The 21,691-nt window shown below is 43.0% G+C and carries 21 protein-coding genes and 2 tRNA genes; 4 read left to right on the top strand and 19 right to left on the bottom strand.

Annotated features, from left to right (window positions below):
* Positions 1–4 precede the first annotated feature (4 nt).
* Positions 5–787 carry a hypothetical protein gene (locus tag LDO73_RS03030; RefSeq protein WP_224060133.1) on the bottom strand — a complete coding sequence of 261 codons (783 nt, stop codon included), beginning with the start codon at positions 785–787 and terminating at the stop codon, positions 5–7.
* Positions 788–974: 187 nt separating this feature from the next.
* Here LDO73_RS03030 and LDO73_RS03025 point away from each other — a divergent pair, with 187 nt between their 5' ends.
* Positions 975–1,475: a GNAT family N-acetyltransferase gene (locus LDO73_RS03025; protein ID WP_224060132.1), complete on the top strand. Its 501-nt coding sequence runs from the start codon at positions 975–977 to the stop codon at positions 1,473–1,475.
* 71 nt (positions 1,476–1,546) lie between these two features.
* Here the strand turns inward: LDO73_RS03025 and deoD are convergent, their stop codons facing one another.
* The 14 genes from deoD to LDO73_RS02955 all read right to left on the bottom strand — a co-directional run bounded on the left by deoD (position 1,547) and on the right by LDO73_RS02955 (position 15,380).
* Positions 1,547–2,263, bottom strand: coding sequence for a purine-nucleoside phosphorylase (gene deoD / locus LDO73_RS03020; RefSeq protein ID WP_224060131.1), 717 nt, complete (start codon positions 2,261–2,263; stop codon positions 1,547–1,549).
* Between the two features lie 83 nt (positions 2,264–2,346).
* Positions 2,347–3,570 (bottom strand): phosphopentomutase, encoded by a 1,224-nt coding sequence (gene deoB / locus LDO73_RS03015; protein WP_224060130.1) that lies wholly within the window; start codon positions 3,568–3,570, stop codon positions 2,347–2,349.
* Between the two features lie 80 nt (positions 3,571–3,650).
* A complete protein-coding gene (gene deoA / locus LDO73_RS03010) occupies positions 3,651–4,973 on the bottom strand; it encodes a thymidine phosphorylase (RefSeq protein ID WP_224060129.1) in 1,323 nt (440 codons plus the stop codon).
* A gap of 101 nt (positions 4,974–5,074) precedes the next feature.
* Positions 5,075–5,854, bottom strand: coding sequence for a deoxyribose-phosphate aldolase (deoC, locus tag LDO73_RS03005; protein WP_224060128.1), 780 nt, complete (start codon positions 5,852–5,854; stop codon positions 5,075–5,077).
* A 458-nt stretch (positions 5,855–6,312) separates the two neighbouring features.
* Positions 6,313–7,608, bottom strand: a complete 1,296-nt coding sequence (locus LDO73_RS03000; protein ID WP_224060127.1) for a NupC/NupG family nucleoside CNT transporter — start codon at positions 7,606–7,608, stop codon at positions 6,313–6,315.
* A gap of 295 nt (positions 7,609–7,903) precedes the next feature.
* A complete protein-coding gene (locus LDO73_RS02995) occupies positions 7,904–8,689 on the bottom strand; it encodes a TatD family hydrolase (protein WP_224060126.1) in 786 nt (261 codons plus the stop codon).
* On the bottom strand, positions 8,682–9,758 hold the full coding sequence (locus LDO73_RS02990; RefSeq protein WP_224060125.1) for a patatin-like phospholipase family protein: 1,077 nt from the start codon (positions 9,756–9,758) through the stop codon (positions 8,682–8,684). The genes LDO73_RS02995 and LDO73_RS02990 overlap by 8 nt, the downstream gene beginning before the upstream one ends.
* 147 nt (positions 9,759–9,905) lie before the next feature.
* The gene (locus tag LDO73_RS02985) at positions 9,906–10,319 is read right to left on the bottom strand and encodes a BON domain-containing protein (RefSeq protein WP_224060124.1); all 414 of its coding nucleotides are present in this window, start codon (positions 10,317–10,319) and stop codon (positions 9,906–9,908) included.
* A gap of 267 nt (positions 10,320–10,586) precedes the next feature.
* Positions 10,587–10,730, bottom strand: coding sequence for a Hok/Gef family protein (locus tag LDO73_RS02980; RefSeq protein WP_108479205.1), 144 nt, complete (start codon positions 10,728–10,730; stop codon positions 10,587–10,589).
* A 366-nt stretch (positions 10,731–11,096) separates the two neighbouring features.
* Complete coding sequence (locus tag LDO73_RS02975; protein WP_263422587.1) at positions 11,097–11,240, bottom strand: type I toxin-antitoxin system Hok family toxin; 144 nt, start codon at positions 11,238–11,240, stop codon at positions 11,097–11,099.
* 327 nt (positions 11,241–11,567) lie between these two features.
* The gene (prfC, locus tag LDO73_RS02970) at positions 11,568–13,157 is read right to left on the bottom strand and encodes a peptide chain release factor 3 (protein ID WP_224060123.1); all 1,590 of its coding nucleotides are present in this window, start codon (positions 13,155–13,157) and stop codon (positions 11,568–11,570) included.
* 184 nt (positions 13,158–13,341) lie between these two features.
* Positions 13,342–14,412: a tartrate dehydrogenase gene (locus LDO73_RS02965; protein WP_224060122.1), complete on the bottom strand. Its 1,071-nt coding sequence runs from the start codon at positions 14,410–14,412 to the stop codon at positions 13,342–13,344.
* 118 nt (positions 14,413–14,530) lie between these two features.
* Positions 14,531–15,001, bottom strand: coding sequence for a ribosomal protein S18-alanine N-acetyltransferase (gene rimI / locus LDO73_RS02960; RefSeq protein ID WP_224060121.1), 471 nt, complete (start codon positions 14,999–15,001; stop codon positions 14,531–14,533).
* Positions 14,970–15,380, bottom strand: a complete 411-nt coding sequence (locus LDO73_RS02955) for a DNA polymerase III subunit psi (protein ID WP_224060120.1) — start codon at positions 15,378–15,380, stop codon at positions 14,970–14,972. The genes rimI and LDO73_RS02955 overlap by 32 nt, the downstream gene beginning before the upstream one ends.
* Before the next feature lie 134 nt (positions 15,381–15,514).
* Between LDO73_RS02955 and rsmC the strand changes: the two genes are divergently transcribed.
* From rsmC to LDO73_RS02940, 3 genes are all read left to right on the top strand, one after another.
* Positions 15,515–16,528: a 16S rRNA (guanine(1207)-N(2))-methyltransferase RsmC gene (rsmC, locus tag LDO73_RS02950; protein WP_224060119.1), complete on the top strand. Its 1,014-nt coding sequence runs from the start codon at positions 15,515–15,517 to the stop codon at positions 16,526–16,528.
* Between the two features lie 174 nt (positions 16,529–16,702).
* A tRNA-Leu gene (locus LDO73_RS02945) sits at positions 16,703–16,788 on the top strand.
* 223 nt (positions 16,789–17,011) lie between these two features.
* Positions 17,012–17,097: transfer RNA gene (locus tag LDO73_RS02940), tRNA-Leu, on the top strand.
* 106 nt (positions 17,098–17,203) lie between these two features.
* Here LDO73_RS02940 and LDO73_RS02935 read toward each other — a convergent pair.
* From LDO73_RS02935 to LDO73_RS02920, 4 genes are all read right to left on the bottom strand, one after another.
* On the bottom strand, positions 17,204–17,458 hold the full coding sequence (locus tag LDO73_RS02935; RefSeq protein WP_036950193.1) for a DUF1435 family protein: 255 nt from the start codon (positions 17,456–17,458) through the stop codon (positions 17,204–17,206).
* Positions 17,459–17,692: 234 nt separating this feature from the next.
* The gene (gene phoA / locus LDO73_RS02930; RefSeq protein WP_224060118.1) at positions 17,693–19,132 is read right to left on the bottom strand and encodes an alkaline phosphatase; all 1,440 of its coding nucleotides are present in this window, start codon (positions 19,130–19,132) and stop codon (positions 17,693–17,695) included.
* A 197-nt stretch (positions 19,133–19,329) separates the two neighbouring features.
* Positions 19,330–19,935, bottom strand: coding sequence for a DUF3156 family protein (locus LDO73_RS02925; protein WP_224060117.1), 606 nt, complete (start codon positions 19,933–19,935; stop codon positions 19,330–19,332).
* Positions 19,910–21,403, bottom strand: a complete 1,494-nt coding sequence (locus tag LDO73_RS02920) for an APC family permease (protein WP_224060116.1) — start codon at positions 21,401–21,403, stop codon at positions 19,910–19,912. The genes LDO73_RS02925 and LDO73_RS02920 overlap by 26 nt, the downstream gene beginning before the upstream one ends.
* Positions 21,404–21,691 lie beyond the last annotated feature (288 nt).

Genomic DNA, 21,691 nt, shown 5'->3' with positions numbered 1-21,691 from the left:
TATTTTATTTGAATGAATTTTTATTAACTTTATAAGCATCGCGCAAACTTAATTGATTTTCTCTCGTTTTAAATTCCATTTTTAACTTAGAAAGTGCTTCAGTTGTTTCCTCTGTATCCTTTTTTAAACTTAACAAGTTATTTCCATTATCGTCTGCCACATCAACTTCCTCTATCTTTGAAAGGATGAAGCTACCTTTACTAATTCGATTCTCTTTTTTATCCACCGCTATCATTTGATGATTTTTTACTGAATTCAAAAATTCAGTATCGTTCATATCTGAATTTACAGTCCTATTTGAAACTTGAACATCAGTAAAATCGTTTTTGGGTGTTAGCATTGAAGATGGTTTCTCTGCACTATGATAAATATCGATACCGAATTTACGTCCAAGCATCGTACTAATTTTCTCACGTACAGGTTCATTAGCACCTTTTATTTTAGATTTAATTGCTTTTTTGATATTTATACTATCTAGGAAAGAGTTACTTTTGTTAATTTCTAAAATTTTACGTTCTATTTTTTTTAGTGATTTTTTTGAAATATCATTATTCGCTGATTTAAGCTCAATAGCTTCAACAACTGAATGGTAGCTTCTAATGATTTTTTTGCGACATACCATTTCATTGATTGAATCAAGCTTATTTTTAACCGATGAAATAAAGCATCCAATCGTTGAATTCAAGGTATTCTTGAATCCATATTTTTGCTGAACATTATAATTCAAGTCATTCTTTAAGAATATATTACTGTCCTTCTCAACTGAACCAGTTTTAATAATAGACATAATTGCTTCCTTAATTTAAATAAAATAAAAATAATAATATATCCTTCAATTTATCTATGATATCAAATATCGCTATTTATATATTTCCAATATTAATCCATGGAGATAAGCTATTTACTTCGTTGACATACATTGCTTTTAGTGTGATTAATATTCTTCTAAAAAACGATAATAAAAGGAAAAATTTGTGAATAACGTAATAATACGTAGAGCCACTTTGGACGATGTCCACGCTATCACACAAATGCATGCTGATTACTCCGCTTATGCCAACACTTTGCAACTGCCTTATCCCACAGAGAAAACATGGGAAGCCCGACTGGGAACCAATGACCCGCTAGTAACTCAATTTGTCGCCACACTTGATAATGCCGTGGTTGGGTTACTTGTCGTGCATCAACCGGCACAAATACGCCGCCGACATGTGGCGAGCTTCGGTATTACCGTCAGTCAGGCTTATCAAGGTAAAGGAATTGGCTCAAAATTAATGCAAGTTATGGTGGATTACTGCGACAACTGGCTGAATATTCACCGCATTGAATTAGAAGTCTTTGCCTCTAATGGTAATGGCTTGGGTCTATATGAAAAATTTGGCTTCAAGCAAGAGGGGATTTTGCGCGATTATGCTTTTCGTGACGGTGAGTATGTGGATGCTATTGTGATGAGTCGAATTAAGTCGAAAATTTAAGCAGATTTATAAATCAAAAATGCCACTCGAAAGTGGCATTGTTGTATTCAAATTAGAGCGCTAATCAACGATTATTTATCGCCTAACAGAACTGAATCCAGCGCGATTTCAATCATTTCATTGAACGTGGTTTGACGCTCTTCTGCCGTAGTTTGTTCGCCAGTTTTGATGTGATCCGAAACGGTACAAATAGTCAGTGCACGAGCACCAAACTCAGCAGCAACACCGTAGATACCTGCGGCTTCCATTTCCACGCCGAGGATGCCGTATTTTTCCATCACTTTAAACATGTCCGGGTCTGGAGAATAGAACAGATCCGCAGAGAACAGGTTACCAACACGAACGTTTACGTTACGTGCTTTTGCCGCTTCAACCGCGTTATGCACTAAGTCATAATCTGCAATTGCTGCAAAGTCATGGTCTTTAAAACGCTGACGGTTCACTTTAGAATCAGTACATGCGCCCATACCGATAACCACGTCACGCAGTTTAACATCATCCATTACTGCGCCACATGAACCAACACGGATCAGCGTTTTAACGCCAAAATCAGTGATCAGCTCTTTTGCATAGATGGAGCATGAAGGAATACCCATCCCATGACCCATAACGGAAATTTTACGACCTTTATAAGTCCCGGTGAAACCTAACATACCGCGTACGTTATTCACTTGGCGAACATCTTGAAGGAAAGTTTCTGCAATGTACTTCGCGCGCAGTGGATCACCCGGCATCAGTACGACGTCTGCGAAATCACCCATTTCTGCATTAATATGTGGAGTAGCCATTCGTATTCCCTTTTAATCATTAAAATTGTGCACAATAAATAAGGCAGTTTCCTGCCTTATTTTTAAATCACCTTGTCGCAAGCTTAAAACATCGGCTTACCATAATCCATTGGTGATAAATCAAAATAATTCGCGACTGTCTGGCCAATATCCGCGAACGTTTCACGGTGACCTAAAGAACCAGGTTTAACTTTTGGTCCGTACACCAGCACAGGGATGTGTTCACGAGTGTGGTCTGTGCCCGGCCAAGTTGGGTCGCAACCGTGGTCAGCGGTTAAGATCAGAATGTCATCTTCTTTAACCAGTTTCAGCATTTCAGGTAAGCGGCTATCGAATAGCTCTAATGCAGCGGCATAACCGGCAACATCACGACGGTGACCATATGCAGAGTCAAAATCCACGAAGTTAGTGAAAACGATGGTATCGTCACCCGCGATTTTCATTTCTTCTAAGGTTGCGTCAAACAGAGCATTAATACCTGTTGCTTTGATTTTTTTGGTGATACCAACGTGAGCGTAGATATCGGCAATCTTACCGATAGACACCACTTCACCTTGTTTTTCTTCCACTAATTTTTGCAGTACGGTTGGCGCTGGTGGCTCAACCGCTAAATCATGGCGGTTACCCGTACGCTCAAAGTGACCCGCTTTATCACCAATAAATGGACGTGCAATCACACGACCGATGTTGTAACCACCTTTGGTTAACTCTTCACGAGCAATTTCACACAACTCATACAGTTTGTCTAAGCCGTAAGTCTCTTCATGACACGCGATTTGGAATACAGAGTCCGCAGAGGTATAGAAAATTGGCTTGCCAGTTTTCATGTGCTCTTCACCCAGTTGGTCAAGAATGACTGTACCGGATGAATGGCAGTTACCGAGGTAACCCGGTAAATTGGCTTTTTCTACCAGCGTATCCAGCAATTCTTGCGGGAAACTGTTTTCATGTTTTTCGAAATAGCCCCAATCAAACAGAACAGGAACACCCGCAATCTCCCAGTGTCCAGACGGTGTGTCTTTACCTGAGGATAACTCGCTCGCATAACCATATGCACCGATAATTTCTGAATTTGGATCCAGACCCGCAGGGAATTTTCCGCTTGATTCTTCCCCTGCTTTTCCTAAACCTAATTTCGTTAAGTTAGGCAGGTGTAATGGACCTTTACGGCCTTTGTCTGCTTCCCCGCGAGCACAAGCGTCTGCGATGTGACCTAGAGTGTTCGAACCTTCGTCGCCGAATTTGTGGGCATCACCTGCAGCGCCGATCCCGAAAGAATCCAGTACCATGATAAATGTGCGTTTCATATTTATTCTCCTGCGATACAGCTTATCTGTTCATCGCGTCATCTAACCCGCACCCTTCTGTGAAAGATGCGGATATCGGTTTATTCACTAATTTGACGATAGACCATTGGTGTCGCTTCTGGGGCTTTATCCCCAATAATCATAGCAGCGCGAACTTCTTTCGCCGCCTCTTCCCATGATTTTTCGCTATTGGCATGAATGATCGCAAGTGGAGTTTGGGTATCAACTTTGCTACCTAATGCTGCGATATCACTTAAACCAACACTGTAATCGATAGGATCAGAAGCTTTACGACGACCACCCCCTAACGTTACCACAGACATACCCAGTGCTCGTGTGTCCATTTGTGTGATAATGCCCGCTTGAGGTGCGTAAACTGCTTTGCTAAGAACGGCAGTTGGTAGATATTTGCTGTAATTTTCAACAAAATCTTTCGGCCCTTTTTGTGCCGCAACCATACGACCAAACACTTCCGCCGCTTTGCCGTTATCCAGCACCGCTTGTAATTTCTGACGTGCATCGTCACGATCTGACGCCAACTTACCAGACACTAGCATTTCCACACACAGCGCCATGGTGACTTCAAACAAACGTGGGTTACGGTATTCACCCGTCAGGAACTGTACAGCTTCACGGACTTCAACGGCATTACCTGCGCTAGATGCCAGTACTTCGTTCATATCAGTTAACAGCGCAGTGGTATTACAACCTGCACCATTGGCGACTTGCACGATAGACTCAGCCAGTTGCTCTGATTTTTCGTAGGTTGGCATAAATGCACCAGAACCCACTTTAACGTCCATCACTAACGCATCTAACCCTTCGGCTAATTTTTTACCTAAGATAGAAGCGGTGATAAGAGGAATAGAATCCACGGTCGCCGTGATATCACGAGTCGCATAGAAACGCTTGTCAGCAGGGGCTAGTGAGTTGGTTTGACCAATAATCGCCACGCCCACATTTTTGATGATGTCACGGAAACGCTCATCGTCAGGGAAAATATCAAATCCAGGGATAGCTTCGAGCTTATCAAGGGTTCCACCGGTATGACCTAATCCGCGACCGGAAATCATCGGAACATAACCACCACATGCAGCAACCATAGGTCCCAACATGAGTGAAGTCACATCCCCCACACCGCCCGTGGAGTGTTTATCCACGAGTGGGCCATTAAGATTCAGCGATTTCCAATTTAATACGGTACCTGAATCACGCATCGCTAGCGTTAGCGCGACACGCTCAGGGGTTGTCATATCATTGAAATAGATGGTCATTGCAAGGGCTGCAATCTGACCTTCAGAAACAGTGTTATCACGCACACCATTGATGAAGAAGCGGATCTCTTCTTCGCTTAATGGTTTGCCATCACGTTTTTTACGAATAATTTCTTGAGCGAGAAACACAATAGGCTCCTTAATTCACATCGAATTCTTCGGCTAAATAGTCACGGCTGTTGCCCAAGTCAGATTAGGCAACAGTCTGATGTCACTAATAATTGCGATTATTAATAGCTGCTGGAGGATTTTTTAACGTCAAATCCCAGAGTATTTAATAAATTCGCTAATAAGCTAGATGCACCAAAACGGAAATGGCGAGCATCAGCCCAGTTATCGCCTAAGATTTTGCTTGCTAAGGCTAAATATTGTGCTGCTTCTTCAGCGGTACGAACGCCGCCAGCAGGTTTGAAACCAACACTTTTCGCAACGCCCATATCATGGATGACTTGCATCATGATTTCTGCGCTTTCTAAAGTGGCATTCACAGGTACTTTACCCGTGGATGTCTTAATAAAATCAGCACCTGCATTGATTGAAATTTCAGACGCTTTACGGATTAGTGCAGCATCTTTTAGCTCGCCAGTTTCAATGATCACTTTCAGTAATACATTTGAGGCTGCGCAAGCATCTTTACATGCTTTCACTAAATCGAAACCGATTTTTTCATTGCCAGCCATCAGTGCACGGTATGGGAATACAACGTCAACTTCATCTGCACCATAAGCAATGGCAGCTTTAGTTTCGGCTAAAGCAATCTCAATATCATCATTACCATGTGGGAAGTTGGTGACGGTCGCAATGCGGATATCTGGTGTTCCTTGTTCACGCAAGGTTTTACGTGCAATAGGAATAAAACGAGGATAAATACAGATAGCAGCGGTGTGGCCTGCTGGGCTTTTTGCCTGATGACATAAGGCGATCACTTTTGCGTCAGTGTCGTCGTCATTTAACGTGGTTAAATCCATCAGGGTCAGTGCGCGTTGCGCTGCTGCTTTTAAATCAGTCATATAACTCTCCAACGATGTTAATTCTTTCAGAACGATACGTTCTTTGTTGGCGAGCGGGCTTGTTCCATAAAGATGCTAGTTAGGTTATCCAAACTCAGCAGCTGAGATCCATCTCACCGCACGATGCCCTAGAGCCAGTTGACTCTATGAACTATCAGTTCCGTGGCAACTTACTGTTACCTATTTGACCACGTAACCGGGGTATTTTATGCGCTACAAATCACATTTATCGACTGAACGTTACATTATTAAATATATATTCGTGAACGATATCACAATTTAACAGGTAATTACTCACTCTTTATCAGCCATTATACAGGCTGCTGCCTTCTCGTCTTAAATTGATTACGTTAAGAATAGTTGAAAAAGTAAGAGTTACGATAAAAACCAGGAAAAGAATATCGCAAAAGAAAATGACAGCGGAAAGACAAATCGCCTTTCCGCTGCAAACAGGGAGATTACATTGCGGTCATTGCAGTCAATGTTAAGAAGAAGCCTGCGATAGTCGCACTCATTAAGTTAGAGAGTGTACCTGCCATCACGGCTTTCATACCTAAACGAGCGACATCACTACGGCGGTTTGGTGCCATTCCACCTAAGCCACCCAGCAAAATTGCTACAGAAGATAAGTTTGCAAAACCACACAGAGCGAACGAAATAATCGCTTTAGTGTGAGCAGACAGAACTTGCTTGCCAGCCGCAATCACATCCGCATCTGCTTTCATATATTCACCGAAGTTCATGAAAGCAACGAATTCGTTCACAACCACTTTTTGCCCAATGAAAGAACCGGCAATTGTTGCTTCGCTCCATGGCACACCAATTAAGTATGCAATTGGAGCAAATACCCAACCTAGTAATAATTCGAGGGATAATTGTGGATAGTTAAACCAGCCACCCACACCACCTAAGATACCGTTAATTAAGGCGATTAATGCGATGAATGCCAGTAACATTGCCCCCACGTTCAGAGCCAGTTGCATACCGGATGCTGCACCCGATGCTGCTGCATCGATGATGTTGGTTGGACGATCTGCTTCAGCTACTAAATCTTTAGCATCCACATCATCTTTAACAACTTCAGTTTCAGGAACCATTAACTTAGCAAACAGTAATCCACCCGGTGCCGCCATGAAGGATGCCGCAATCAGATATTCCATTGGAACACCCATTTGCGCATAACCCGCTAATACTGAACCCGCTACAGACGCTAAACCACCACACATGATGGCAAACAGTTCAGAGTTAGTCATGGTAGAAATATAAGGGCGAACAACCAGAGGTGCTTCAGTTTGACCAACGAAAATATTCGCGGTTGCAGACAGTGATTCAGTTCTTGAAGTTCCCAGTACTTTTTGCAGACCACCACCTAGAATTTTGATGACCAGTTGCATGATGCCGAGATAATACAGGACTGCAATCAGAGATGAGAAGAAGACGATGATAGGCAATACACGGAAAGCAAAGATAAAACCGCCACCGCCAAATAATTCAAACATTTTGTCGGAAACTAGACCACCGAAGATGAAGCTCATCCCGTCTTGACCGTAACCGATAACTTTAGAAACACCGTCGGACATGCCTTGTAAAACGCTACGTCCCGCAGGGGAGTAAAGAACGAATGCGCCGATAGCGACTTGGATTAAAAAAGCACCGCCGACTGTACGAAGTCTAATTGCGCGACGATTGCTGGAGAAGAGAACGGCTATCGCAATAAGCACCGCCATCCCAACAATACTCAAAATGAGTTGCATGGAAGTATCCCTGTTCACTTAATTCTAGGTTAATGTATAAAGAAACTCGCAAGATTCCACGAATCTTAGTTCGATGATTATAACCAGTCATCATTAATAACCCCCAACATTCATCACAAATCCAAAGTGCAATAAGTAACATAAATTCAAATATTGTGACGAAACTCACAATAGAGGATCGGTTTCGTCTGGAAAGGCACTAATGCGATAGTCGAAGAGATAAAAAGCTGAATGGATTTACTCGGATAAATACATAAAATACTTAAGAAATAATTATTAATCGGATAATTATAATCTAAATTAGATTAAATAACGTCCGGCTATTGTTGTAAAGTTGTTGTGCTATTTCATCTGGAGATTCGTGGCGCAGCTCACACAAAGACTGAAATACCCACTGAATACGCTCTGGTCGATTAGGCTCACCTTGAAAACCGGATACAGGCATATCCGGTGCATCTGTTTCAAACACAAGACAGCTTAGCGGGAGTTGAGCCATCACTTGACGGGTTTTACTCGCTCGCTCATAAGTAATTGTCCCGCCTACGCCAATGTAATACCCCAGTTTCACAAAACTTTCTGCTTGAGAAAGGCTGCCAGCAAAACCATGCACTACACCTCGAGCTGGGACTTCATAGCGACGTAACATAGCAACCAATTGATCATGGGTTTTTCTTGAATGCAAAATAACAGGTAAGTCAAACTGCTTCGCTAGCTTCAACTGGCGCTGTAGTAATATTTGCTGCCTTTCAAATTGAGGATCTTCCATATAGAGATCAAGCCCAATCTCTCCTACCGCCACGCATTTCTGGCTTTTACACATCAGAAAATCCGTCAGTTTTTCAAAATGTGATTCTTGAAACTGGCTTAAATATAGAGGGTGAAATCCCATTGCTGCGTGGAGTTGAGAATGCTGATGCGCTAAATTCCAGACGCGCTGAAAGTTATCCTGACTAACCGCAGGAATAATAATATCCGTAATTCCACCTTGCTTCGCGGCTTCTAGGCTTTCAATAAGTGCCTCGCTGAACGGGGGAAAATCAAAATGACAGTGAGTGTCGATAAATCGAATATTATCACTCATGAGCAGGATTGCCTTGCAGGGCGCTAGCACCTACTGCCTCGGCCGTCTTTCCTGCTAATAAAGACTCTCGCTGGTCTTCCATGTGCATCAATTCTAATGAATTGGTGTTCTTAGAAAATCGACTGAAATCAGCATCATTACTCGCAAACTGTTGAGCTAATGCCGCAATAAAGTAACGTCCACAGCGTCGTCCGACATGATAATCTTGGTTTAAGGCACTAATTTTACTGCCTAAAGCACTGCTTTTCAGTGGTGTCGGTGGATATATTTCAAAAATCTGCACGCCATCGGGTGGATTTTCGATAAATTCCTGCGTTTTTCGATAACTCTTCAAGTGAACTTTTAACATTGCTGCCATGCGTTGCAACGCCGAACTATCCCCTTCAAGCCAGCGGGTCATGCGCTTTACCCATTCAGGCGTAAAGTACATTTGAGAAGGTACGGTGCGGATCACAACTATCGTATCCGCCCCACGACGATAAGCTTCCTCGACAGGAATCGCTGCGCTTATCCCTCCATCGTGGTATCGCACGCCGCTAAATTCTACGCCAGTTCGATAAAATCCTGGGATTGCGCTGGAAGCACGAATGATATCCAACCAAGAATCCGCATCAGGCTGTAAAAATGCGGCGGAAAAATCATCGCTACGACTGGCTCCCATATAGAATTCACGGCCAGAATCTAACAATTCAAGCCCTGCATCCATATTAAGTGGAAACTCTTTCGCCGTCGTTTCAATCAACCAATCAAGGTCAATTAAGTTCCCGCCACGAATAAATCGCAGTGGGTTAAAGAAATTAAGATTCGTGGTATAGCGAGTAATAACTCGGCGGGCATATCCGGCTTGACCACAAATATAAGCGGATAAATTTTGGGCTCCTGCGGACGTCCCTATCATCAAATCAAAAGGGTTAAAGTTTTCTATCAGAAATTCATCCAATACACCGGCCGTAAAAATACCACGCTGACCGCCACCTTCGCAGATAAGGGCAGTTTTTCTTCCGTTAATTTCATCAGAAAACGCGAGTGGCTCAATCGTGCCTAAAGTGACTGGAACATGCTTTCCCATAGTAACCCTTTCTCTATATTGACGTGTTTTTAATCAATCCCATTATAAATATGATTAAATCAAATTAAATGATTCACATTAAACTGTTTTTCTTAGAAAGAGCAAATAGCAAAATGAGCTTTCGGCTGAAAGCCCATTTAAAAGAAATTACTTATTCGTCAGAACTAAACCATTCTGTACTGATTTTACCCCTTTCGCGGTCGATGCAATCTGCACAACTTGATTTATCTGCTCGCTAGATTTGAGAAAACCAGAGAGGTAAACCACACCCTGAACAGTTTTCACCGACACGCTGTTACTTGGTAGCCCGCTGGTACCTAAGAGTTTGCTTTTAATATCCGCAGTAATGGATGAATCATCAATATAGGTATCGGTGCTTTTCACGCCACCCGAGATGGCATTACCCGTATCTTTTCCTGCCATTTCAACAGTTTTAGCTGCGCTGTCCCAAGTTTCTGAAGCTTGTTTTTTTAAGGCGCTATCAGATGATGAACTACAAGCAAAAAGTGCCCAGCTCAACCCAATGACACCTAAAGAACGTAAAACGGCGATCTTTTTCATTGGAACCTTCCTCTTGGTATGATTAATAAACTAGCAATGTCATAGCCTAAGTAAAAAGCAGGTAAAAATAAAGTCAAATAACTCATCTTCCAGAGTATGGCTAAAGATAATTTTCAGTTTCGAGAAAAATAATCTTAATTAGATGATTTAAATACGAAATTTAAAAATAAGTATCTAATATCTGTTGATGAAAAAACAGAAAAAAGGGTGCCTGTACCACCTAACCCACAATCAGAGAGAAATGTGGGGGATTGCTCCCCCACCAGACTACTCAACGCATAACAGAGTAGCTTGAACCATTGTGTTTCCACTCACTACGTTAACCGAACAGAGTCGGTCTCGCAGCAGCAGTGAAAGGCACAACACCGTGGCGCACACGGTCATTAGCCCGATAAGAGCAAACTTGGTCATTCCTCTTGACTCCTGTACAAAAAGGAGACAGAATCCAATTGTTGGGTTGGAGACTGCCTCGAGTTACTGTTAATGGAACTCGGGGCTTTCGTCTTTTTGGTCTCACAACTTAATGTCTGCTTGAACCAAAATGATCCAAGCACCCACCGCCATCATAGCAGTATGCTCATCGCGAAAAAATATCGATTCGATTAATTAACCACATGATATTAAATTCATTTTTAATGATTACTATCATTAATAGCTATTGATTATGATAATAAATAGATAATTGGATTGTAGAAGGGTTATCTGACTTGAAAAAGGGTGCCTGTACCACTCAACCCACAATCAGAGAGAAATGTGGGGGATTCCTCCCCCACCAGACTACTCAACGCATAACAGAGTAGCTTGAACCATTGTGCTTCCACTCACTACATTGACCGAACAGAGCCGATCGCGCAGCAGCAGTGAAAGGCACAATACCGTGGCGCACACGGTCATTAGCCCGATAAGAGCAAACTTGGTCATTCCTCTTGACTCCTGTACAAAAAGGAGACAGAATCCAATTGTCGTGTTGGAGACTGCCTCGAGTTACTGTTAATGGAACTCGGGGCTTTCGTCTTTTTGGTCTCACAACTTATTGTTCACTTAAACCAATTGTTTATTTAAATCAATTATCTGCTTGAACCAAAATGATCCAAGCACCCACCGCCATCATAGCAGTATGCTCATCGCGAAAAAATATCGATTCAATTAGTTATGACGTTGAAAACATTAATGATTAGCGGAATAAATAACAAAAATGGCCAACTCAGTTGACCATTTCGATATAAATACACTAATTAGCGATAATGATTAATGTTCGCGCGTTTTGCGGAATCTCACTTCAGGATAACGTTCGCTGGTTAAGTTCAAATTAACCATTGTCGGCGCAATATAAGATAAGTTATCACCGCCATCTAAGGCTAAGTTCAGCTCATTTTTGCGCTTAAATTCTTCGAATTTCTTCACATCATCGCACTCAACCCAGCGAGCGGTAGAAACGTTAACCGCTTCATAAATTGCTTCAACGTTATATTCGCTCTTCAAGCGAGAAACTACCACGTCAAACTGGAGCACTCCTACCGCACCCACAATCAAGTCATTATTGCTTAATGGACGGAAAACCTGCACAGCACCTTCTTCGGATAGCTGCACCAAACCTTTCAGTAGCTGCTTCTGCTTCAGAGGATCACGCAAACGAATACGACGGAATAATTCAGGTGCAAAGTTCGGGATCCCTGTAAATTTCAGTTCTTCGCCTTGTGTGAAAGTATCCCCAATTTGGATGGTACCGTGGTTATGCAAACCGATGATATCCCCTGCATAAGCATGCTCAACTTGAGAACGATCACCCGCCATAAAGGTCAGCGCATCTGAAATCACCACGTCTTTCTTAATGCGAACTTGGCGCAGTTTCATACCTTTTTCATAGGTACCCGAGACGATACGCATAAAGGCAACACGGTCACGGTGTTTAGGATCCATATTCGCCTGAATTTTGAATACAAACCCAGTGAATTTCTCTTCAGTGGCTTCCACTTCACGCACATCCGTTTTACGTGCTTGCGGTGCAGGTGCCCACTCGACGAGACCATCAAGCATATGATCCACACCAAAGTTACCTAATGCGGTACCAAAGAATACAGGGGTCAGTTCACCTGCTAAGAATGCATCGTGATCAAATTCATGGGAAGCTCCTTGAACTAGCTCTAGCTCTTCGCGCAACTGAGCCGCCAGCTCACCGCCAACGGCGGTATCTAATTCAGGATTATTTAACCCTTTTACGATGCGAACATCTTGAATAGTGTGACCTTGGCCCGTTTGGTACAAAATGGTTTCGTCACGCAGTAAGTGGTAAACACCTTTGAATAATTTACCGCAGCCAATCGGCCATGTGATTGGGCAACACGCAATTTTCAGCTCGTTTTCCACTTCATCGAGCAGCTCCATTGGGTCACGAATATCACGGTCCAATTTGTTCATAAAGGTCAGAATTGGCGTATCGCGTAGACGGGTAACTTCCATCAGCTTACGTGTACGATCCTCAACCCCTTTACTAGAATCGATGACCATTAAGCAGCAGTCAACGGCGGTTAATGTACGATAAGTATCTTCCGAGAAGTCTTCGTGCCCTGGGGTATCAAGTAGATTTACTAAGCAATCATTATAGGGAAATTGCATTACAGAGGTGGTGATTGAAATCCCACGCTGCTTTTCCATTTCCATCCAGTCTGATTTGGCATGTTGATTAGAGCCACGACCTTTTACCGTACCTGCACGTTGGATTGCGTGTCCGAAAAGTAATACTTTTTCAGTGATCGTGGTTTTACCGGCATCGGGGTGAGAAATGATAGCAAACGTTCTACGGGTGCTAACTTCATGGAGAAAATTCTGATCTGTCATTTAATCGTTCTTTTCGTCTATATCCAGATTTGTATGGGCATCAGGAAGAGGCTCTAGGTGGCTCTAAGCGCAGCAAATCCGTATTGTTAATCGTAATTGGCGGTTATTTTCGCAGATCTTGGGGTTATAAACAATCAGAGCCTGAAATGTTAAGCGCTCCACCCACTGGATGGAGCCAATAAACTTATGCTGTCGCAGCCACTAACTGAGCAATTTCCAGCCCTAACTCTTGTGTACTGGCATTTCCGCCCATATCGCGAGTCAAATGATGACGCTCACGAATAGCCGTTTCAACCGCTGACATAATCGTGTCATGCATTTCTTGGCAACCGAGATGCTGCATCATCATCGCTGCCGCCCAAATGGTACCGATTGGGTTAGCGATATTTAGCCCTGCAATATCCGGCGCAGAGCCGTGCACAGGTTCAAACATCGATGGGAATTTTTTCTCTGGATTGATATTCGCCGATGGTGCAATCGCAATCGTCCCCGTACATGCAGGACCAAGGTCTGACAAAATATCCCCAAATAAGTTTGACCCCACAATCACGTCATAAAATTCCGGCATTCTCACTAAGTTAGCCGCAAAAATATCAATGTGGAATTGGTCAACTTTTACATCAGGATACTGTTTTGCCATTTCAGCCACACGGCTATCCCAATACGGCATGGAGTGGAATAATCCATTCGATTTCGTGGCTGAACTTAAATGTTTTTTATCGCGAGAGCGGGCAAGTTCAAACGCATATTTTAAAATTCGGTCAGTCCCTTTGCGGGTAAAAATACTTTGCTGGGACACCATTTCGTCTTCCGTCCCTTCATACTGAATTCCGCCAATTGCAGAATATTCCCCTTCTACGTTTTCCCGAACCACATAAAAATCAATATCACCCGGCTTTTTATCCGCCAGCGGGCATTTAATCCCTTCAAATAAACGTACTGGGCGCAGATTCACATATTGATTGAATGCACGACGAATAGGCAATAACAAGCCCCACAGGGAAATATGGTCTGGAACCCCCGGGAATCCAACGGCACCTAAGAAAATAGCATCAAATTTTTTCAGTTGTTCTAAACCATCTTCCGGCATCATACGACCGGTACAGTGATAGGTTTCACACGACCAATCAAAGTGTGTAAAGTTAAGCTTTACACCGTGCTTTTGCGCGGCTGCCTCTAAAACACGTAATCCTTCGGGGATCACTTCCGTTCCAATTCCATCCCCCGGAATGACCGCTATATTGAATTGTGCCATTTTCAACGCCTCTTATTATTTTATTTTCGGTTTATATGCTCCAATACAAAAAACCACGAATCACAATAAATTGCTACCTCGTGGCTTCTTTTTTTAATCTATTTTTACGGTAAGTTTATTATGCTTTTTGGCTAAACATATCTTCACTAAACAAGGTTAATGCCAGCACTAATGCATCTTCTCGACCTGTTTTCGTCGGATAGTAGTCTTTACGTACAGTCGCCTGTTGAAAGCCGAGTTTATCATACAGATGAATGGCAGAGGCGTTCGATTCCCGCACTTCCAACCACAGCGTCGATATTCCACGATTGACTAGGTTATTAATCAAATTTTCCAATAACATTCGCCCATATCCATGCCCTTGAAAATCAGGATGAATGGCAATGTTAAATAACGTTGCCTCATCTAAAACATATTGCGTAATAGCATACCCAACAATTTGATTATTAACTGATATTTTTAGATTATGGTATTTTTCACCTTGATTTCCATAAAAAACTCGCTCAGTCCACGGAAAGTCATGGCTTAACTTTTCAATTAAGAAGGCGGTGGCGAGATCAGATTGCTTGAGTGTTGAAATTTTCATCATATTGATAAATTTGTTTCCATAGTGCCTGTTTAGCATTGCTGCTTGCTATCAGTTCAGACAAAACAGGAGAAATAAATGTGATTTTTGAACCTTCGGGATGAATGCCATCCCCTATCACCCAACAAGGTATTGTTATTGGTGTTGGAATGAGTTTGAGCTGATCGGAAGTAATGCACACAACGTCAATCTCATCGACCTTCATTGTGAGAAAAATATCTTTTAGCAGCTGGCTGTTTAAATCAAGGTTCTCATCAGTGATAATAATAAGCTTAGTCGACTCAGGAATGCGTACACCACGTTCACCACGTAACACAGTCGGATTTCTCACCATCCATTGAGTGATCCCCATTTGTTCTAAAAGTCTGTCACGTCGTGTCATTGCTTTACCCAGTCGTTAGTTAACAACCACATCTTATCAAAGGGGATTAATAGCGCCAACAGAGCAATGCTATTTATCTTTTTTCTGGTAAGGTAGTCCGCGTGGTTATATTCATTTTAGGAGATAGACAGAATATGTCATTACTGACACCCGCCAGCGAAGTTATTCAACGCCATTTAGAGCACTTTATTGATCGTCATGTTCTTTTGGCAGGCGATATTCAGGATGAGCTGGGCACAATTTTAGAAGCCGCCAGCGTGCGTGTTCTCACTAACCAGTACCATCGCTGGAAAAACTTACAGCCGGCATTGGGTGAAAATGTTCTGTTTGCTTCAACAGCAACCGCGGAATTCGTTCAACCTTGCGATACCTTAATTTACTTTTGGTCTAAGAACAAACAAGAAGCAGCGTTCCAACTTGATGACTTATGTACCCATCTTGCTGCTGGAAGCCAAATTTTTATCGTCGGCGAAAATCGCAGCGGTGTAAAAAGTGCCGAAGCGATGATGGAAGGAATTGCAACACTGCAAAAAATTGACTCCGCACGCCGCTGCGGGCTCTATTATGGTGAGCTTGAGCAACCAACTGAATTTGATATTAAACGCTGGTGGCGTAACTATCAGGTTGATAGTGTGAAAATTCACGCGCTTCCAGGTGTATTTAGCCATAACGAGTTAGACATCGGCAGTGATTTGCTGCTTTCCACATTGACTGAGCCAATGAGTGGTAATGTGCTTGATCTGGCTTGCGGTAACGGCGTACTCGCTGCGGTTATCGGCTCACAAAATCCGAATGTCACCTTAACCCTGAGTGATGTCAGCGCATCTGCGATTGATTCCGCCACTGCAACGCTCGCGGCCAACAATCTCACCGGAAAAGTGATCCCAAGTGACGTCTATTCCAATGTTGATGATAAATTTGATTGGATCATTTCTAATCCACCGTTCCATGATGGGATCAACACCAGTTATAACGCGGTAGAAACGCTTATTCTCCAAGCACCTAAGCACCTGAAAAAAGGCGGCCGCTTACGTATCGTCGCAAATGCGTTTTTACCATATCCTGACCTACTAGATAAAACGTTTGGCGGTCATGTGGTTCTGGCTAAAACGGGTAAATTCAAAGTTTACGAAGCCATTAAGCGCTAAAACGACGACATTATCTCATTATCGGTTTGGTTTCTAACGGTCAACTTATAACGTTGGCCGTTTTTTCATCAAACAAGATAGTGCCGATAAAAATTTATTGACGTCTGCGCAAATTAGCCTAAAATCCGCACCGTACTATTGATGCATGAGCAATTATGCAAAAGAGTTAGTATTGCGAGGGTGGCGGAATTGGTAGACGCGCTAGCTTCAGGTGTTAGTGTCCTATGGACGTGGGGGTTCAAGTCCCCCCTTTCGCACCACTTACTCTTCATAATTTCAATTATCTATGCGTTGACTGCTCTTCGCTATCCGTATTACATAGTTATCTATGCTCAACGGAATAGCGGCGTTTGTCGCCTTTATCTAATTGGAATTCTTTTGAGTAAGAAAGCTCATATCATAATTTCAATTATCTATGTGTTGACTGCTCTTAGCAGCTCATTATAGAAGTCAGTATCAATAGAAAGAATTTTGACAGTATTTGCGAGGGTGGCGGAATTGGTAGACGCGCTAGCTTCAGGTGTTAGTGTCCTATGGACGTGGGGGTTCAAGTCCCCCCTTTCGCACCACTGTTAATGATTCGTAGCCTTAATCTTCAAGAATTCAATCTTCAGATATTCAATTCTCAATAGCCATTCGCGCAATATTCCTAACCTAGATATCGCTTAGACAATCTTAGCTTCGCATAATAAAAATCAGCAAAAAACAGCCTAAAGACATTACTGCAGGAATAATTAATAAGCGCCGTGAACCACGATTAAACAGCATGCCTGCTGTCGCAATCATCAAGGTGATCATCGCCACTTTCAGTGGATCAAACCCCATATTGCTCAGCAAATACATAATACTCAGTAACACCACCGCGAAGACGCCCCACAAACCAGCGCCAATACGCCGCAACCCTGTTGCTTTTGATACGCTAGTTCCCATAACGCCTCCCATTTATAGCTAATGAGTCTTTAGCCAACTCATAATGAGCCTATAATTTCGTTAAAGATGATAATGATTATCAATCATATCTGCGTTTCTATAAAAATCAATCAAATTTTAGTGTGATGTGAGGGTCTGAAGGAGAAAATTTCGACGAGGATTTATTGGACTTTATAAACAAAAAAGTTCTCTGCGGCATCCTACCACAGAGAACTTTTAACTACAGGGGTTGGTTTATTGCTTCAATCCCATCGCATCACGCATGGTAAAGAACAAATCGGTTTGGTCAGTCAGACCCATCACGTTCGCAGCATGTGGACCATAGGCTGCGATACGTAGCTGAGCACCTGTATGCTCCTGTGAATCTTCTTCTTCAGAATTACCGTAGTTCACGGTCATCACGGTACCGTCTTTTGTGATCAGTGCTTGAGTTAAGCCTGATGACTTAGTTCCGTCTGGAATAATTTGACTAGAATGCGAGTGGTCAGCCGTCACGATAACCAGTGTATCACCGTGCTTCTTAGCGAAATCTAAGCCAACTTGTACCGCTTGATCCAGCGAGACAGTCTCGCCAATTTGACCACATGGATTCGCTTTGTGATCCTGCTTATCGATAGAAGCGCTTTCAACCTGCAAGAAGAAGCCATTTGGATTTACCTTCAGTAAATCAATCGCTTTTTCAGTCATTTGGGCTAATGTCGGCGCATTCGGGTCTAACTTAGAATTCGGTTTACACTCTAATGCTGCGTTATTTAAGTTGCCGTGATAAGTGGCTTTTGGACCTTCCCACGCCACGGTCATGTTGCCGTCATGGAACAGGCCTAACACCGGCTTATCTTGGTTAGCTTCTTTGATTGCATCGAGTGACTTAGCATCACGGACAATAGTGAATCCACGATCTGCCGCTTGTTGTTCCAAGGTTTTCCCTTTGTAATCACCCGCTTTAGCTTCCTGCTTAAAGCTTTTCGCACCGCCACCTAATGTGACATCCGCGCGAGTAATCATTAACTGTTCTGAAATAGAACCACGACCGCCATTTTCCAGTGCATTCGTCGCACACTTTTCGCTGGTTTCTTCAGGGCCGTAACATTTACGTCCCGTCACATGAGCAAACTGAGCCGCTGGCGTTGCATCTTGAATTTCAGATGTTGTCACGTTGCCCGTTGCTTTGCCATTACGTTTCGCAATTTCAATCAATGTGTCATGGTCTTTACCAAACACATCAATCCCTAAAGCGCCGTTATAGGTTTTCACACCGGATGACCATGCTGTTGCAGATGCAGCAGAATCAGTTACATAGTCTGGTTTTTGTGTTTTCTTATCTAATGCGTAATGGGTGTATTGCCCAGTGATTGGCAGTGCATCGATTCCTTTAAAAAAACCGCCTGCGCCTTCTGCATAGTTACGTGCGACGGTAATTTCAGAATCCCCCATACCATCGCCGATAAATAAAATGACGTTCTTCGCTTGACCATTATGCAGTGCTGCTTTCATGATATCCGTCTGTTCAGTCGATAAACGGCGAGCACCACCAAACTTAGTGATATCCCCTTTTGCAGCGCGACTTTCTGAAACTGCTTCATTTTTATCCGCGGCATAAGCTGGGATTGCAGTTCCTAAAATGAACGTACTTACAGCGACGGCTAACATCGATTTCATAAAATTACCTGTCATAAGTTTTATCCTTGCCAATCAATAAGAAGAGTAAATAAGTATGCTTCGAATAGTTGACCAGCATGCTAGAGCAGCTAGATGACAGTTGAATGACGGTTTTATGTCGATATAAAGATGATTGTCATAAACATGGCAGCCATAAACATAACAATCATAAAAGCGAAACGCCCAATCTGGGCGTTATCGATGAGAAGAAATTATTGATGAGAAACCTGTTGGTTCATGAGCTGAGAAATCAGCTGTAATGCACTTAATAAGCGATGGCGCTGCTGGTCAGTCAAACGTAAATAACGCCGAGCAGCGGGGATCCGGCTGACCATTTCCGAAGCGGTATAAGGCTCAATTTCACAACGCCAAACGCCATTTTTGACAGCAATATGACAGTGAGTGAAGTCTAGCTCTTCGAAAGTTTGGCGGATCACGGGGTATAGATCTAAGCTTTCGACTAAAAGTTTCCCATCCGCTTGTTGAGTCGTGAACTGAATGTGTTTTTTCCGTGCAGATCCTGCTGTTTTCACATCGATCTGTGCCACCAGCGCGTTGTCACATTTTCCCGAAACCGCAAAACGGCTATGCACAATAAACGCCATAAACAAGGTTTTCACACGCTCAGTGACTTCCACTTTAATGCCTTGAGGCAATTGGATGAGGAGCACTCCTGGCGTCCCCCACTCACAAACATAAGGGGCGATATCTTTCTCAATCCGATTTAAAGTTAACCCCGCTTGATACCCTGTAGGGAGGCGCTTTTGGGTTAACTTTTTCCACCATGGTGACTTAGGCAAGGTTACGTAAAGGCTCAAGTTCCACCTCCTCTGCATTCTCATCTTCAAATGAATTGGACAATACTTGTTCAACCGGAACGGGCTTAAATGGATTCACTTTCTGCACTAACACGGTCCAACCTAATGCATAACTCGCTGTTAATCCCAACATTATGGCAAATGGAATATACACATCTGCTTTATTCATGCCCGGAGGCGTGATGTAAACAATCGCTAGGATGATCCCCACACTCGAAATAATTTGTGGGATAGGGAAGAATGGCGAGCGATAAGCGCGGTGTAAATCAGGGCGACGGATACGCAATAACACCACAGAAATCGTCACTAATAAGTATGCCGTTCCCCACGAACACACAGCCGCCAGCACCAACGGGATAATTCTGTCTAAATCCCCTTGGATAGCAAATGCGTGTAAACAAGGGATCATCACCGCCACTAAAATACCGAATACTGGCGTTTTAAAGCGAGGATGCAAATAGGCGAATACCTTTGGTAATGCACCATCTAACGCCATACCGTAAAGAATGCGCGGAACCGCTGCCATTAAGGTGTTGATGGTCGCCCCACCCGCCAGCAATAATGCAATCCCAATCCAGTATTTGCCAAAGTCACCCATAATTTGCCCAGCAAACGCAGGAATTGCCATCGGTGTTTCTAATAGACTCACACCATTTTGTGGATCGACAATCACGTTTTCGACTTGGTTAGTCAGTGCCGCACCAAACAAAAACATACAAAATGCGACGCCGCATAAGCCAATCGTCATCGCACGCGGGATCACTTTGGCTGAGTTTTTAATTTCAGGTGCCATCGGTGTCACTAACTCACAGCCGACAAACATAAACATCGCCATTCCCACAAAACTAAGAACAATGGTTGGGTCAGAAATATTCAATCCTTGGCCAAACCAGCCTTCTGAGGAAACGTGAAATGGCATCATCAATCCACAAATGCTGAAAATCACCAACGTGCTCCACATTGCAAAAGTGAGCACCACTTCTACCTTGCCAAAAGCTTCGATACCAAATGCATTTAGTAAGCCAAATGCCACGACTAAACCAACCCCCACCATCCAAGAGGAGTTATTGGTTTCCAGCACTGTATTGAGGCTTTCAAAGTTCACTAACGCCATAATGCCGGATAAAATGGTCTCTGCAGTACCAGCAAAAACGTGAACAATCAGATAGGCAGACAGCGCCCCTGTAATCGCCCAAAAACGGCCCATACCACAGGAGATATAGTCGTAAACGGAACCAGAGGTCGGTAAAATTGCCGCCGCTTCAGAGAATGTGGTTAATTGAGCCTGCATCATGATAAAGCTCAGTAAAACGGCTAAGGCGAAAGTATCACCGCCGATCCCGAAACCACTGGTTACTGTGAGGATCACAGGGCTTGCCATAATCACGCCAACCGAACTGGCGAGCGTCGTTGGAAAGCCAACCTTACCTTTTTCAATATGTGATGTTAATTTTGAGGATAAATTCATTTTGCTTCCCTCTCTCTGATCACAGCCCAAATTGTGAATTTTTTGTAAAAATGAAGTGGCTGCATTCTCACTATAGAAATAAGCATAAACATGTCGCCATCGTCCTTTAGAACGATACCCAGAGAGAGGGGAACACACAGAAACTAAGACGAAAAGTACTATTTTTATGCACGAGAAACACAATAATCATTGAAATATCAATAACTAGCGAAAAACCACCTCATTAATATATTAACAAATACACTACGAAAGATACCCAAAGGCAGCCAACGCCCTCTAAGCAATAAA

It is taken from the genome of Providencia alcalifaciens, from assembly GCF_915403165.1.
GTDB classification, from domain to species: Bacteria; Pseudomonadota; Gammaproteobacteria; order Enterobacterales; family Enterobacteriaceae; genus Providencia; species Providencia alcalifaciens_C.
This window is presented reverse-complemented; position numbering and strand designations above follow the sequence as displayed.